This is a genomic window from Dokdonella fugitiva, assembly GCF_014138265.1.
Lineage (GTDB): Bacteria > Pseudomonadota > Gammaproteobacteria > Xanthomonadales > Rhodanobacteraceae > Dokdonella_A > Dokdonella_A fugitiva_A.
The window spans coordinates 425,825-440,911 of record NZ_JACGXL010000001.1; the positions used below are offsets into that span (position 1 = coordinate 425,825).

14 protein-coding genes are annotated in these 15,087 nt (G+C 69.4%); 3 read left to right on the forward strand and 11 right to left on the reverse strand.

What is annotated here, in order from left to right; all coding sequences use genetic code 11:
* Window positions 1–17: 17 nt before the first annotated feature.
* Window positions 18–905, reverse strand: a complete 888-nt coding sequence (locus FHW12_RS01985) for a carbon-nitrogen hydrolase (protein ID WP_182529311.1) — start codon at window positions 903–905, stop codon at window positions 18–20.
* A 114-nt stretch (window positions 906–1,019) separates the two neighbouring features.
* Here FHW12_RS01985 and FHW12_RS01990 point away from each other — a divergent pair, with 114 nt between their 5' ends.
* Window positions 1,020–3,059, forward strand: a complete 2,040-nt coding sequence (locus FHW12_RS01990; protein WP_182529312.1) for a sensor domain-containing protein — start codon at window positions 1,020–1,022, stop codon at window positions 3,057–3,059.
* 4 nt (window positions 3,060–3,063) lie between these two features.
* Here FHW12_RS01990 and FHW12_RS01995 read toward each other — a convergent pair whose 3' ends face one another.
* From FHW12_RS01995 to FHW12_RS02040, 10 genes are all read right to left on the reverse strand, one after another.
* Complete coding sequence (locus FHW12_RS01995) at window positions 3,064–4,098, reverse strand: agmatine deiminase family protein (protein ID WP_182529313.1); 1,035 nt, start codon at window positions 4,096–4,098, stop codon at window positions 3,064–3,066.
* Between the two features lie 3 nt (window positions 4,099–4,101).
* The gene (locus FHW12_RS02000; protein WP_182529314.1) at window positions 4,102–4,443 is read right to left on the reverse strand and encodes a hypothetical protein; all 342 of its coding nucleotides are present in this window, start codon (window positions 4,441–4,443) and stop codon (window positions 4,102–4,104) included.
* Window positions 4,444–4,626: 183 nt separating this feature from the next.
* A complete protein-coding gene (ykgO, locus tag FHW12_RS02005; protein WP_005913193.1) occupies window positions 4,627–4,752 on the reverse strand; it encodes a type B 50S ribosomal protein L36 in 126 nt (41 codons plus the stop codon).
* A gap of 187 nt (window positions 4,753–4,939) precedes the next feature.
* Window positions 4,940–5,344: a cupredoxin domain-containing protein gene (locus FHW12_RS02010; RefSeq protein WP_182529315.1), complete on the reverse strand. Its 405-nt coding sequence runs from the start codon at window positions 5,342–5,344 to the stop codon at window positions 4,940–4,942.
* Window positions 5,345–5,461: 117 nt separating this feature from the next.
* On the reverse strand, window positions 5,462–6,139 hold the full coding sequence (locus FHW12_RS02015) for a c-type cytochrome (RefSeq protein WP_182529316.1): 678 nt from the start codon (window positions 6,137–6,139) through the stop codon (window positions 5,462–5,464).
* An 11-nt stretch (window positions 6,140–6,150) separates the two neighbouring features.
* Entirely contained in the window at window positions 6,151–8,709 is a 2,559-nt protein-coding gene (locus FHW12_RS02020) for an MtrB/PioB family outer membrane beta-barrel protein (protein WP_182529317.1), read from the reverse strand.
* A gap of 16 nt (window positions 8,710–8,725) precedes the next feature.
* Window positions 8,726–9,784 carry a DmsE family decaheme c-type cytochrome gene (locus tag FHW12_RS02025; protein WP_182529318.1) on the reverse strand — a complete coding sequence of 353 codons (1,059 nt, stop codon included), beginning with the start codon at window positions 9,782–9,784 and terminating at the stop codon, window positions 8,726–8,728.
* Window positions 9,771–11,120 (reverse strand): S8 family peptidase, encoded by a 1,350-nt coding sequence (locus FHW12_RS02030; protein ID WP_182529319.1) that lies wholly within the window; start codon window positions 11,118–11,120, stop codon window positions 9,771–9,773. Before FHW12_RS02030 ends, FHW12_RS02025 begins: the two co-directional genes overlap by 14 nt.
* A 7-nt stretch (window positions 11,121–11,127) precedes the next feature.
* Entirely contained in the window at window positions 11,128–11,760 is a 633-nt protein-coding gene (locus FHW12_RS02035; RefSeq protein WP_182529320.1) for a zf-HC2 domain-containing protein, read from the reverse strand.
* A 2-nt stretch (window positions 11,761–11,762) separates the two neighbouring features.
* Entirely contained in the window at window positions 11,763–12,380 is a 618-nt protein-coding gene (locus FHW12_RS02040; protein WP_310735113.1) for a sigma-70 family RNA polymerase sigma factor, read from the reverse strand.
* Window positions 12,381–12,598: 218 nt separating this feature from the next.
* Between FHW12_RS02040 and FHW12_RS02045 the strand changes: the two genes are divergently transcribed.
* Both FHW12_RS02045 and FHW12_RS02050 read left to right on the forward strand, forming a co-directional pair.
* Window positions 12,599–13,312, forward strand: a complete 714-nt coding sequence (locus tag FHW12_RS02045) for a TorF family putative porin (RefSeq protein ID WP_182529321.1) — start codon at window positions 12,599–12,601, stop codon at window positions 13,310–13,312.
* Between the two features lie 366 nt (window positions 13,313–13,678).
* Complete coding sequence (locus tag FHW12_RS02050; protein WP_182529322.1) at window positions 13,679–14,818, forward strand: cytochrome P450; 1,140 nt, start codon at window positions 13,679–13,681, stop codon at window positions 14,816–14,818.
* Window positions 14,819–15,087 lie beyond the last annotated feature (269 nt).

The following is a 15,087-nucleotide window of genomic DNA, read 5'->3' on the forward strand; positions in this document are numbered from 1 at the left end:
CGGCGCGGCGTCGGCGTTCAATCGCGGTACCGCCGTGTCAGGTCGGCGTAGGCGTCGATGCGCCGGTCGCGCAGGAACGGCCAGATGCGCCGTACGTCCTCGCTTCGGCCGAGGTCGACGTCGGCGAACAGCAGCTCGCGGCCGTCGGTCTTCGCGCGCGCGAGGAATTCGCCCTGCGGCCCGGCGACGAAACTCGAACCCCAGAACTGGATGCCGCGCGCGCCGTCCGGCGCAGGCTCGAAACCGGTGCGATTGCAGGCGAGCAGGGGCAGACCGTTGGCGACCGCGTGGCCGCGCTGCACGGTGATCCACGCGTCGCGCTGGCGGTCCTTCTCGTCCTGTGCGTCGCCCGGATCCCAGCCGATCGCGGTCGGGTAGAGCAGGAGGTCGGCGCCGGCGAGCGCCATCAGGCGCGCGCCTTCGGGATACCACTGGTCCCAGCAGACGAGCACGCCGAGCCGGCCGACCGAAGTCGATACCGGTTCGAACCCGAGATCGCCCGGCGTGAAGTAGAACTTCTCGTAGAATGCAGGGTCGTCCGGGACGTGCATCTTGCGGTACTTGCCGGCGATCGCGCGCGAACGGTCGAACACGACCGCCGTGTTGTGGTAGAGGCCGGCGGCACGGCGCTCGAACAGCGAGGCGACGACGACGAGGCCGAGTTCCTCGGCCAGCCGGCCGATGCGCTCGGTGCTCGGGCCGGGGATGGATTCGGCGCGGTCGAACTCGCCGACGTGTTCGTGCTGGCAGAAGTACGGCCCGTTGTGCAGCTCCTGCAGCAGCACGAGCCGGGCGCCCGCCGCGGCGGCTTCGCGCAGGCCGGCCTCGATCGCGTCGAGGTTCGCCTCGCTGCTGCCGCGGTCGGTCTCCTGCAGCAGGGCGACTTTCAGGGTTTTCGTGGGCATGGTGTCGGAGCGGGAATCCAAACCGGGGATGTTAGCGCGGATCGTGGACGGGGGAACGACCATGGGGGCGGGGCGCCAGTTGTGGAAGAGGCCGCGTCAGTGTAGGAAGGCGGCATGACCGGAACAGGCAAGGCGAATGCCGCACTCGAGGTCCTCGTCGTCGTCGGCAGCGCCGACGAGGCGGGCCTGCGCGCGCTGCTCGCCGACGCCGCGGTCGTGATCACGAGTTGCCCGGGAACGCACGAGGCGGTCGCGCGCCTCGTGCACAAGGCGTTCGACGCGGTCATGCTCTACGTCGCCGGCGGACGCCAGCTCGAATCGGTCGCGAAGCTGCGCGCGCGCGCCACGGACGTCGCGTTGCTCGCCCTGGTCGGGCGGCAGGACCGGACGCTGTGCGAACTCGCGGTCGCCCGTGGCGCCAACGACGCCCTCGCGCTGCCGGGGCTGCAGCCGCTCGTGCTGCAGTACGCGCTGCGCCTCGCCGTGCAGGGCCTGCAGCGCGAACGCGAGCAACGCACGCAGAGCCTCGGCCTGCGCACCGTATTCGACCTCGACGCTCATCCGGTGTGGGTGTGCGATCCGAACACGCTGCGTTTCCTCAGCGCGAACCGCGCGGCGCTGGAGACCTACGGCTACACCGAAGCCGAGTTCGCCGAGTTGAGCGTGCCGGACCTGCGACCACGTGGCGCCGCGGTCGGTCCCGACCTTCCTCCGCCAGGGCGCACCACGGTCGGCCGCCACCGCACCAAGGACGGGCGCGAAATCGAAGTGGAATCGTTCGCCGAGCGCACCGTGCTGTCGGGACGCGAGGTGTTGCTGCTGCGCGCGCGCGACGTCACCGCGGAGCGGCGTGCGATGCGCGCACTCGAAGCGAGCGAGCGGCGCTTCCGCGACTTCTTCGAACACAGTACGGGTTTCATCTGGATCCACGAGCTCGACGGCACCTTGCTCTCGATCAACCCGGCCGCGGCGAGCGCGCTCGGTCGCAGCGTCGCCGAGTTGCTCGGCACGTCGCTGCGCGACCTCGCGCCTCCGCATCTGCGCTTCCTCATCGACCAGTACCAGCAGCGCATCGCGCGGGCGGGCGAGGACGCCGGCCTCCTGCGCGTGCAGAACCGCGACGGCGCCGAGCTCGTCTGGCAGTACCGCAACCGGCTCTATACCGACGCCGACGGTTCGGCCTACGTGATGGGCTATGCGCAGGACATCACGGCGATGCGTGCGGTCGAGCAGGCGCTGCAGCTCAGCGAACAGCGCCTGCGCACGGTCGCCGACACCTTGCCGGTGAAGATCGCCTACGTCGACGCGCAGCTGCGCTTCGTGTTCGCCAACCAGGCGTTCCGCCGCGCCTACGCGGCGAACGCCGAGACGATCGTCGGCGAGGACGTGCGCAGCGTGCTCGGCGAAGCACGCTACGCGCGGCGCGAACCGTACCTCGGGCGCGCGCTCGCCGGCGAGCGCGTGACGTTCGAGGACGAGGAAGGCGACGGCGACGAGTACCAGTGCGTCGAGATCACGTTCATCCCGGAAACGGCGGAGAAGGACGGCAGCGTGATCGGCGTGCACGCGATGGTGCAGGACATCACCTCGAAGAAGCGCGAGGAGCGGCGCCTGATCCACCTCGCGCGCATCGATCCGCTCACCGGCCTGATGAATCGCGCCGCGTTCTACGAGCGCCTCGACGCGGCGATCGCGCGCTCGCGCGAGAAGGAATGGCTGCTGTCGGTGTTCTACCTCGACGTCGACCGCTTCAAGCAGGTCAACGACACGCACGGCCATGCGGTCGGCGACGCGCTGATCCGCGCGTTCGCGACGCGGCTCGGCGAGAACGTGCGCGCCTCCGACGCGGTCGCCCGCCTCGGTGGCGACGAGTTCATCGTCGTCATGGAGGGCATTCCGGACGTCAAGCGCGTGCGCACGATCGCGACCAAGCTCGTGATGGCGATGTCGCGCCCGTTCGACCTGCGCAGCGAGGGCCTGACCCTCGCGATCGGCGCGAGCATCGGCGTCGCTGCATGCCAGGCATGCCCGCTCGCCCCGGCGCAGCTCGTCGCGCGCGCCGACGCGATGCTCTACGAAGCGAAGCAGGCCGGGCGCGGCACCTACCGGCTCGAGCTCGTCGCGCCGATTTCGCCGGACCAGGCCAACGCCTGAAGGCTCAGGCGGCGAGCGCGCCGGCCGGCAGCTGCATCGTGAGGCAGTGCACGCTGCCGTTCTGCCAGATCAGTTCACGCGCATCGACCGCGACAACGTCACGCCCCGGGTGCGCCGCCGCGATCACGCGCGCGGCGGCCGCATCGGACGGATCGCCGTAGGCGGGCATGACGACGCCGCCGTCGACGACCAGGTAGTTCGCGTAGGAGGCCGCGAGGCGGCGGCCGCCGTCGACGATCGCGCGCGCCCACGGCAGTTCGTGCAGGCGATAGGGGCGACCGTCCAGGGTGCGCAGCGCGGCGATTTCCTCGCGCATGCGCGCGAGTTCGGCATGGTGCGGATCGGCCGGGTCGTCGCAGGTCTGCAGCACGATCGCGTCGCCGGGCGCATAGCGCGCGAGCGTGTCGATGTGCGCGTCGGTGTCGTCGCCCTCGAGATAACCGTGTTCGAGCCAGAGCACGCGCTCGACCGCGAACGCGTCGCGCAGCAGCGCGTCCATCTCGGCGCGATCCATGTGCGGATGGCGCTGGTGCAGGCAACGCCAGGTCGTCAGCAGGCTACCCTTGCCGTCGACTTCGATCGCGCCGCCTTCGAGCGCCCAGTCGATGCGCCGGTGCGACGCGTCGCCGAACAAGCCGCGCGCGTGCAGCGTCTCGACGAGGCGATCGTCGCGACCGCCTTCGTACTTGCCGCCCCAGCCGGTGAAACGGAAGTCGAGCAGTTGGAAGCGCCCCGCGGCAGCGAGGGTGAGTGGTCCGGAATCACGCAGCCAGGTGTCGTCGTAGGCGATTTCGACGAAGCGCAGGCGCTCGTTCGCGACGCCCGCCTCGGCGAGCAGCGCGGTCGCGCGCGAGCGCACCGCCGTGTCGGCGACGCAGACCACCAGCGGTTCGAAGCGCGCGATCGCCGCGGCGAGGCCGACATAGGCACGCTCGATGCGCGCGAGGCGCGGGCCCCAGTCGGTGTCCGCATGCGGCCAGGCGATGATCACCCCTGCCTGCGGTTCCCACTCGGCAGGCAGGCGCAAGCTCGACGCCATCGATCAGGACTTCGGCGCCGGCGGCGCCTCGTCGACGACGTTGTGCAGCACGCGATTGCGTTCGAAATAGACCGTGTAGCCGTTGTAGCGCCAGCGGTTGATCGTCGGGTGGCGCGCCGTGTCGCCGCCCGCGGGCGCGAGCTTCTCCGCCGGTGCGCCGAAGCGCTGTTCGACCTGGGCCATCGTCATCCCGCGCGCGGGCAGGTTGGCGCCTTCGCTGGACGTGCCCCGGTGGTGGTGGCGTTTCGTGGCCTTCGTGTCGAGCGTGTCGGCATGTGCGGCCGGGGCGATCAGGACTGCCGCCGCGAGGCTGGTCGCCGTTGCGAGAACAAGCTTTACAAACATGGCTCAAATCCTTGTCGGGAAAGGAGGAACTGCCACTGATCCATACCAGCAGCCGCCTTTTTAGCAGAAGCCTGCTGGCGGTTCCATGACTGCGCCGACAGATGTGCGAGCGGGGCACGCGGCGCGCCAAAGAAAAAGGGCCGCAGAGCGGCCCTTTTCACGAATCCGGGAGCTGTGCCCCGCTCAGCGCTGACGCGCCTTGAAACGCGGGTTGCTCTTGCAGATCACGAACACTTTGCCACGACGACGCACGACCTTGCAGTCGCGATGGCGCGTCTTGGCGGACTTGAGGGACGACAGCACTTTCATGGAAACGCCTCGCAACGGTTTCTGAACGCGGAAAGCGTGGAATTCTAAAGGAATTTCCGCGGCATTGGAAGCGGGGGGCGAAACGGGGGTGAGGAACACGGCCACGCCGGGGGCCAGCGGCCCCGGCCGAGGCGACCGGACCACCTGGATCGCCGCCGGATGGGGCGATCCGGGGGAAACCAGGGCCTCAGTCGATCGAGAACGACTGCAGGTCGACCGGGTTGGTCACGCTGATCGAACCGACCATGCCGGAGGCCTGGTGTGCTTCGCAGTGGAAGCCGATCGAGCCGTGCGCCGCGGCCTGGCTGATCGTGATCGTCGCGCTCCACGCGGCGTTGCTGATGTCGCCGTTGCCGCCATTGCCGTCGCACCCGTTGGCGCAGCGGAACGCGAGCGGCGCGCCCGCATCGGACGCGACGTTGTGGAAACCGCCGTCGTTGACGAAGGTGACGGTGTCGCCGACGAGCGCCTCGATGTTCGACGGCGTGAACACGAGGCCGGCGCCGCCGACGTGGATCGTGTGGTCGATCGCGCAGGCGGGGCCGGCGGCGGCGAGGAGGATCGCGGTGAGCAGGGAGGTGGACTTGCGCATGGTTTCGTACTCCTTCGGGTTGCGAGCGTGCCCTGTTCCGGGGCTCGTATCAGCGCGTCCCGTCCCGGGATCGCGTCGTTCGCCGCCGGCGCCCGCCGGCGGCTCGGGTTCGTTCGGCTACGGCGCGCCTGCCTCGAGCCAATGCGCGATGGCATCGACGCTCGCGGCATCGAGCGTGCGCGCGATCGGCGCCATCACATGGCTCGTGCTCGTGAACGGCGAGGCGTCGGCCGCCAGATCCTTGATCCGCTGCGCGATATAGGCCGCATGCTGGCCGCGCAGCATCGGATAGACGCGCAAGCGCGGATCACCATCGGCACCGGCGCGGCCGCGCGCGTCCGCACCATGGCAGCCCTGGCACGGCGGTACGCCGGCCGCAGGATCGCCGTCGCGGTAGATCGCCGCGCCGGGCATCGTGCCGGTGCCCGCGGTGCCTGCCGCCGGCGGCAGGCTCGCGAAATAGGCGGCGAGGTCGCGCATCGAGGCGTCGTCGAGGTTCGCCGCCTGCGCCGTCATCGGCGATTCGGGCTTGCCGGCCCGCTTGAACATGACGAGGCGCCAGTAGAGGTATTCGGCCTTCTGGCCTGCGAGGTTCGGGAACGTCGGCACGATCGCGATACCGAGCGGCCCGTGGCACGCGCTGCAGACGCTGGCCTTCGCCTTGCCCGCGGCGGCGTCACCGTGCACGGCGTCGATCGCGCGCAGGTCGACGGGGCCGTTGCCCGCGTGCGCGAGCGGGATGCCGGCGAGGGCGGTCGCGAAGAGGAAACGGCGCAGGCGTTCGATCGCGGTCATGGCGGTTCCCGTCACAGGCGCACGTCGAGCAGCAGGCCGACGAGATTGGCGTCGTAGCTCTGCGGCCCGCCGTCGGTGTACACGCGGTGGTCGAACGCATGCGTCGCGTCGAAGCCGAGGTAGTGCCAATCGCTGATGCGGCCGCGTTCATAGACGTCGAACACGCGCAGCGCGACGCGCTCGTGCAGCGGGATGCGCACGCCGATGCTGAGCGAGTCGATGCGGTAGGTCATCGGCGCGAACGTGCCGCCGCCGGGGCCGTCGCCGATCACGGTGTCGGCCCAGGCGAGCGCGAGCGGCGAGGCGAAGCGGTAGTCGGTCGTGCCGCGCGCATACAAGTAGTTCCAGCTCGCGTCGACGCGCACGCGGCCGAACGCGTGCGCGAAGACGACGCCCGCGTTGTGGTTGCGCTGCGTGTCGTCGGCCCACCAGCGGCCGATGTCGACGTAGGTGTTGCCGCCGATGCTCGGATTCGATCCGCTGTCGTTGATCTCGTTGATGTTGGCCATGCGCAGCTTCGAGCGGTCGTACGCGTAGTAGACGCTCGCGTTGCTGCCGGGCGCGGGCTGCCATTCCCACTGCACGGTCGCGCCGAGCGTGTCGTAGCCCTGGCGTCCGAGCTCGGCGTCGTAGTCGCTCCAGTCGCCGCGCAGCGAGGCGCTGACCGTCATGTCCTCGCGCGGCATGAACGTCGCCATGAAGTCGAGCTTGCGTTCGTTGCGGCTCGAGACGTCGTACTTGCGCAACGCGTCGACCGTGTGCGCGGGCACGCCGGTCGGTGGCGCGACGAAGCCGGGCAGGTCGATCGAATAGGTGAAGTCGTACGGATCGTAGTCGTAGCGGTCGCCGTCCTGGTGCAGGAACGTGACGTTCGCGCGCAGCGTCAGCCAGTCGAGCGCGCGGTTCGTCCAGCTCAGCTTGAGGCTGCCGTCGTCGACCGTGCTGCGCTCGCGATGGGTCGGCTCGTAGCGGCTGAACGCGAGTGTCGCGCCGAGCGTGTCGCGCGCGCCGAGTTTCCAGTCGGCACCGATGTTCGCTTCGGTCGTCTGCATGTCGAGCGGCAGGCTGCGCACGCGCGTGATCGCCGAAGGATCGCTCGGATCCCAGATGCCCGACTCGCCCGGCACGACGCTGCCTTGCGAGCCGTTCTCGCTGACGTAGCCGTACTGCCCGGTGAGCGGGTTGTAGGCGAGGTAGACGTTGCGATAGTCCTCGCGCTCGTAGCGCAGGCCGCCGCGCACGGTGAGGTCCGTGGCCGGCTGCAGCACGATGCGCGCGTCGAGCAGGCTGGTGTCGATGCGCATGTCGGCGGACTTGCGCGACAGCGCGGCCGGCGTGTTCCAGTTCGCGCAGTCGTACAGGTACGGATTCTGCGGCCCCGTCTGCAGGCTGCCGTCGAGGCCGATGCCGAAAACGCCTTGGCATGCGACCGGCGGGATCAGCGTGTCGTCCTGGCTCATGCGGCCACCCGACGCGGTGATCGACAGCTCGCCGTTCATCGGCAGCTTGCGCGTGAACGCGGCCTTGAGGTTGTGGTAGTCGTTGTCGGGCTCGGTCGCGAACTGGCCGGTCGTCAGCGGCGCCGACACCGCATTGGGAACGAGCGGACTCAGCGCGAACGGCGTCTCGTAGGTGTAGCGCGTGTAACGGTCGCGGTAGAACGACCCGCTGTAGCCGAAGTCCATGCGCCAGACGCGGCCCGCGTAGCGGAAGCCACCCTCGAGGTTCACGGTCGAGTCGTCGATCGGCTTGACCGTCTCGAGCACGCCGCCGTTGTCGGGGAACGGGAAATTGAAGAAGAACGGGCCGCCGAAGGGCCGCGCGCCATGGCGCTGCTCGTCGGTCGCGTTCGCATACGCGGTCCATTGCGGCGTGAGGTAGACGCTGAAGCCGAGTCCCTGCTTCTCGCGCGTGACGCCGAGCGTGCGCTCGGGCGTAGCCGCCGACAGCGCGGCGATCGCGGCGGGCGAACTCGCGCCGGCCGCGTATCCCGCGGGCAGGGTCAGATGGTCGGTACCGACGCCGTTCCAGATCGGCTTCGCCGTGTTCGTGACGAGGTTCGGCATGTCGCGCAGGAACGCCTGCACCTTGTAGCTGCCGGCGCGACCGAACACCGCCTGATAGTACTCGTCGTCGTCGCTGACCCGGCTCGCGCGCACGCTCGCGTAGGTGCCGTCCGCGGCGCGTTCGGCGTCGAACGCGAGCAGGGCGAGCACGATGCCGCCGTCCCAGTCGACGTAGCGGTTCCACAAGGCGTTGCCGTCGTCGCCACCGGTCGCGACGGCGCCGATGCTGAGCACGCCGGACGTGCGCCATTCGCCGTGCCCGGCCGTCACCGGCGGCGGCGGCGGACATGCGTACAGGTTGCCGGTCGGGCTCCGGTGCACGCCGGCTTCGAGCCAGCTCGTGCCGCGTTCGTCGCAGCCGTCGATCGTCGCGCCGCCGGTCGGGTCGAGCTTGTTCGCGCGCCAGGTGTCGACGCCGACGCCGCTGTCGGCGTGCGCGCGGGCGACGACCGTCGCGATCGCGACGGCGAGCGGCAGCGGGCGGAGCAGGCGAGGTGTGCGCATCGATCCTCCCGCGGTGTCATTCGTGGAACTTCGGACCCGACGGCGCGTTCGAGCCGTGGATGTTCGCGTGGCAGGTCACGCAGGCGCGTCCCATGGCGCGCTCGTCCGGGTGCTGACCGTTGCCGAGCGAACCGGGCGTGTGCAGGTCGTTCGGATGGCGCAGGCCCGAATGACATTGCTGGCAGAGGAATGGCAACGGCGTCACGAGCAGCGTCTGCTGGTTGGAGCCGTGCGGCGTGTGGCAGTTGAGGCAACTCTCGCGTACCGGCGCGTGTTCGAACAGGAACGGCCCGCGCTTCTCCGCATGGCACTGGTAGCAGGTCTCGTTGACCGTGTTCGTCTTCAGCAGCGGGCTGGTGATCGAGCCGTGCGGGTTGTGGCAGTCGTCGCAGCTCATCTGGCCTTCCGGCAGCGGCATGTGCGAGCGCCGGTTGAACTGCAGGCGTACGTCGCGATGACACTGCGCGCAGGTGTCGTTGATCGAGGCCTTCGCCATCAGGCCTTCGGCCGAGAACTTCGCCATCGGGTTGTGGCAGTCGCTGCAGGAAAGGCCGTTGCGCTGGTGCACGGAGCCGAGCCAGTGGTCGCGCGGGCCGCCTTCATGGCAGGTGAGGCAGGTCTTCGTCTGCGTCTCGATCGGCGTACCGGAATCCTTCGTGTAACCGATGATGAGACCCTTCGCACCCGGGTCCTTCGCATGCGCCGATCCGGGGCCGTGGCAGGTCTCGCACACGGGGATCGACGCATCGGCCTTGTTCGCCGCGTGCAGTCCGAGTGCATGGAACGTGTGGGTGAAGTGTTCGCTCTCGAGCTGGTGGCAGGCGATACAGGTGCGCTCGCCGACCGCCGTCGCGTCCGGCGCGCCAGGGTTGTCGGCGACCTTCGCCTTGGCGAAACCCGGCGCCGGCGCGGCGTTCATCATCGACGCGCCGGCCTGCACGTCGCCGCCGGTCAGGTTCGTCGACGGCAACGACCGCGCGAGGTCGTCGCGGCTCTGCTGCGCCAGCGCCGGCACCAGCGTCGCGCATCCCAGCACGAGCGCCAGCAGGCGCCGGATCGCATCAGTGCTTCGCATGGGCCAGTCCCGTTCCCGTGGTCGACGAATCACAGCCTTCGCTCTTGCGCGTGAGCGTGCGCACCGCCGCGCACGCGTCGATCGATGCATCCACGCTGCGACTGGAGCCGTCGAGCAGAGCGAACAGCGCCTTCGCATCGAGGCGCGGATCGAGTTCGAGCAGCAGCGCGACCGCTCCGGTCACGTGCGCGGTCGCAAGCGAACTGCCGGACGCGTAATCGTAGTGGCCGCCGGGTTCGAGCGTGAGGATGTCGCGGCCGGGCGCAGCGAGGGCGGGGCGCGCCGCGGCCGGCGAGTCGCTGCTGCGCACGGCGATGACGCCGTCGACGTCGACCGGGAAACCGTCCATGCGCGCGTCGGGCGGCACCGCGCCGACGACGATGATGCCGCGTTCGACTGCCTTCGCGACGAGCTGCTCGAGCAACGGATCGGACGGACCGCCCAGGCTGAGGTTGATCACGCGCGCACCCGACGAGATCGCCGCGCCGAGCGCCTGCGCGAGCGTGAACGTGTCGCAGCGCGCGGCGCTGGCGTTCGCCTGCACGGGCCAGCACGCGCGCAACGCGCGGATGTGCGTGCCGGGCGCGACACCGACGATGCCGACGCCGTTGTTCGCGACGGCGGCGATGACGCCCGCGACTTCGGTGCCGTGGCGGTCCTGGTCCGCGGGTGCGGAGACCGCCGTCGTGAAATCGCGTTGCGCAACGACGCGGCCGGCGAGATCGGGATGCGAAGCATCGACGCCGGTGTCGACGACCGCGACTTCGATCCGCGCGCCACTCGCCCAGCGCTGCGCGGCCGCGGCACCGATGCGCGAGAAACCTTGCTGCAGGCCAACGTAGGGATCGTTGTAGCCGGCGGCTTCGTGGCCGCTCGCGGCAGCCGGAGAAGCCTCCGGCGTCGTCGAATAGGTGTGGAATTCCTGCAGCGGTTCGGCGAGGCTCACGCGCCGGTCGCTGCGCATGCGCGCGAGCGCGGCACCGCGGTCGCTGCCCGCGGGAAGTTCATAGAGCATGCAGCGCAGGCGCAGTGCGTCGATCGTCCACGCCGACACTTCGCGCAGGGCGTAGTCGTCCGCGATGCCGCGCGCGGTCGCGCGCGTGCGTTCGCCACCACCGACGTAGTCGGGCAGTCCCGAGTAACCGCGTGGCGTCGCTCCCGCGGACGGTGCGGGATCGGGCTTGTCGGCGATCGCGACGACGATCAGGCGTGCAGCAGCGTCCCCGGCCGGTCCTTCGACCGCGCGCACGTGCGGCGCCACGAACGCGAAACCAGCGAAGGCGAGGGCGGCGACGCCGCGCACGAGTCGGATCGTCCAGTGGGAGCGCGGCTGCATCGTCCGGTCACCTCGTGTTCGAGATCGGTTCCACCAGCAGCACGCCCGCTGCAGCGCGCAGGCGCGCGACGACGTCGGGATCGGAATGTCCCGGCACGACCGGGGCAAGCGTGTAGATCGTACCGCTGTCGTTGGTGCCGACGACATGCAGGCCGTTTTCGCCGAGCAGGCGCTGCAGCTGGCCGACGTTGAGTTCGGGCGAGGGCACGAAGCGCAGGCTCGCATTCGCAGGCATCGCTTCGGGCGTGCTCAACGTGCGGTAGGCCGGCGCTTCGTCGACGCGATGCCGCTCGATCGACCAGGTCGCGAGTGCCGCGAGGCCGATCGCCTGGACCACGACCGCCGCGGCGAGCCCGCGCAACAGGCGCCGCTGCCGCGCGGCCGGCAGGGTGCCGGTCTCCGCCGCCTGTTCGGCGTCGATGCGCTCGAGCAGGCGATCGAACGCGGGCTGGACCTCGCCGGCGACACCCGCCTCGACGCCGAGTCCCGCATGCACGCGGAACTGGAACGCGTATTCGTCGCGGCAGTCCATGCACGCGGCCAGGTGCGTCTCGGCGAGCGCGCGGTCGCTCGCCGACGCGGTTCCGTTGACGAGCCAGGGAATCAGATCCCAGGTCTGGCGATGTTGCGGAGACTGCATGGTCAAGCCTGTGCCGAATGGGTGGGGGGGGAATCTTCGCCGCCGAGCTCGGGCAGCGTGTTGCGCAAGCGTACGCGTGCGTGGAACATGCGCGCCTTCACCGTGCCGACCGCGCAGTTCATGATCGCCGCGATCTCCTCGCAGGACTGGCCGAGGTAGTACGCGAGCTCGATCGTCATGCGCTGTTCGTCCGGCAGCAGCGCCATGCCGTGTCGCAGCCAGTCGCGCAGTTCCGCCTGGCGCGCCTCGGATTCGTCCGGCGCTGCTTCGTGCAGCGCTTCCTGGTCGCGGTCGCCGGCGCCGTAGGTCGGCTCGGCCGGGTGGTCGCGCAATTGCTTCATGAGGCAGCGGTAGGCGATGCCGATGATCCAGGTGCGGACCTTCGACTCGCCGCGGAAGCTGCCCGCCGTGCGCCAGACCACCCACAGCGTTTCGTTGACCATTTCCTCGATCACGTCGCGGCGCGAGGTGAAGCGTGCGAGGAAACGCGAAAGCAGGCCGTGGTACTGTCGATACAGGTGCTCGAAAGCGACGCGGTCCTGGCGCGCGATCGCCCGTAGCCATTCGAGCTCCGTCGCGGAACCCGTGGCATGGTCTTGGTCTGTCCTTCTCTGGCTCACGCGATCCAGGCTCCGCCGATGGCCGTCCTCGAGCATGGGTACCCGCTGCACGCCAAAAGGTTGCGCCGTGAGCCGCCCGGGTGCAATGGTGGCGGCTGCCGACGGATCACGGTCGCGATTCGAGCCAGGGATCGCACGCCGCCACTGCCTGGGGATGACAGCGTTTGCGGCACGTTCTCGGAAAATCGAAAGTCTTCGTCGTACTTTCGTGGCCGCCCGTGGTCGGTGCGGTCCTGCTCGCCCTGGCGCCGGCGGCACACGCGGTGGGGCCGTGCGGCGGGGCGGTCGGCCTGTCGTCCGACAACGTGTATCGCGGCATCAGCCTGACCGGCGGACGACCCGCCGCGCTCGCCGACACGCATTGCGAGTTCGGTGACGGTTGGGTCTTCGGCGCCGGCGCCACGTCGGTGCACCTGCCCGGGCGCTCGCGCAACGCCCAACTCGCCCTCTACCTCGACCATCGCTGGCAGATCGACGACGACTGGAGCGCGAAGGTCGGCGCGGTCCATTACGACGCATTCCGCCACGGACGCGAGGACGGCCTGCGCTACGACGAAGTCAACGTCGCGCTCGGCTATCGTGGCTTCTGGCGTGCTTCGATCGCGTGGTCGCCGAACGCGACCGACATGTACTTCGGCGGCTCGGGCAAGACGCACCGGACCACGTGGGTGGAAACGACCTTCCATCGCCCGCTCGTCGGCCGTCTCTCGGCCGACCTCGGCCTCGGCATCGCGATGCCGGGCGGGCGCGGCGAACACAGCTATCGCTACGGCAGCATCGGCGCGAGTTACGGCATCGGCGACGTCTACCTCTATGCGAGCCGCATCTGGACCGACTCGCTGACCTGGTCCTACGACTACTTCGGCCAGACGTACACCGCGACGTTGCCGTCGGAAGCGACGTGGGTCGGCTCCGTGATCTGGAGTTTCTGATCGCGTCACGTTCGCCGATCCGTCGTCGCCGCTTCCGCGCGACCCACCCGGCTCCTCATCCACGCGAATCTCCATCCGGCGACCGAAGCACGATCGGCCGTGCAGCGCATGCGTCGATTCCATCCCCGCGCGATGCGGCAATGCATGATTCATTTCCACTATTTGTTTAGCGATGCTTTGCAGCTTCTAACCAATAGTATTGCGTTGTCCATCACACAACTAATTCACAAATATTCCGAAGCGCGGTAGTAGCATCGGTCGGACAAGAATCGGCGACGACGCGTGACGCTTCGCTCGTGAACGGTACGGAAATCGCCGGATTCACCCGACGTGGCGCACGCGAACGATCAGGGACGGCAGCAGCGCATGGGCAACAGAACCGTTGCGTTCGGCTTCGAAGACGACCCGCTCGCGTTCCTCGACGGCGAGTCCGGCTCGTCGGCGGCCACCGTCGAGGTGCGCCCGAACGAATACTTCCTGCGCGACGCGATCGAAGCGCGCTCGGTGCTGCGCAACGACGACGGACGCTATCGCGAGCACTCGGATTTCTTCCACACCCGGCACGGTCTGTTCGAACCGGAAGCGGCGCGGCTGAAGATCCGCCGGGAATCGCGCGAACTCGTGCGCGCGCGCATCGAGCAAGGCAGGGCGCAGCTCGCCGATTTCATCGCCGCGCGCCTGCCGACGACGAGCGAGTGGCCTGATTGCGGCAATCGCCTCGTCTACGCCTTCCTGTCGTCGGTGCTGCTGTCCCCGGATTCACCGCCCAAGCTGCGGCGGCTGCTCGACGAGATCGTCGAGCGTGCGGTGCTCGCCAATGCACGCGCGAACCAGTCGCGCTGGCGCCGCATGCTGCTGCAGTTCCGCACGACGCTGCAGTTGTCGCGCGCGATCGAAGCGCGCCAGGCCGCGCCGCGGGACCCGCCGGTCGACCTGCTCGACGTCGTCGCCGCATCGATCGAGCCAGGCCGCCGGTTCGACGAACTGGCCGAGGTATATCTCTCGTTCGTGTTCGCGATCGCCGGTTCGGTCGGGTTCCTGCTCGGCTGGTCGCTCTACCTGCTCGGCATGCACACCGTGCAGGGCGTGCCTTCCGGATGGATCGTGCAGGAGGCGCTGCGACTGTGGCCGGTGGCCTGGCAACTCGGACGCGAACCGTCGCAGGAGCACGTGCTCGGCGACGTGAAGGTGCGACCCGGCGACGACGTCGTCGTGTGTCCGTACCTCGTGCATCGCAACGAGAACTACTGGCCGCAGCCGCACGCGTACGAGCCGAACCGCTGGTCCGATCCGGAGAGCTGGCGCAATCCCGCATTCATCCCGTTCGGACACGGGCGCCACCGCTGCGTCGCCGCGGACCTGAGTCCCCGGCTCGTCGCGGACATGCTCGACGCGATCACCGGATCGAACACGCTGTCGATCGAAGCGATCGGCGGAAAGCCGACGGTCGCAGCGGCGCTCGCGCCGCCGCGCTTCCGCCTCGAGCTGCAGGCACGAACGCCGTGAAACCACGGCACGGAACCATCGCGGACCGCCGTGCGGCCGCGCAAGGAGCACCGGTGGCGTGCCGGATCGTCCGGCGCGGCACGGCGCAAACGCAGTGAAATCATCCACACGGAGAGGTATTTCGTCATGAGCAAGGCAATCTGCGCGTTGAAAGCGGCTCTCGGCGTTCGCGGCAATTTCTGTCAGCTCGGCCAGTGGCGCTGGTACGTCTACCACAACATCTGAGAGGCCGACGGCGGGCCGCGATGCGGCCCGCCGTCCTTCGGCAT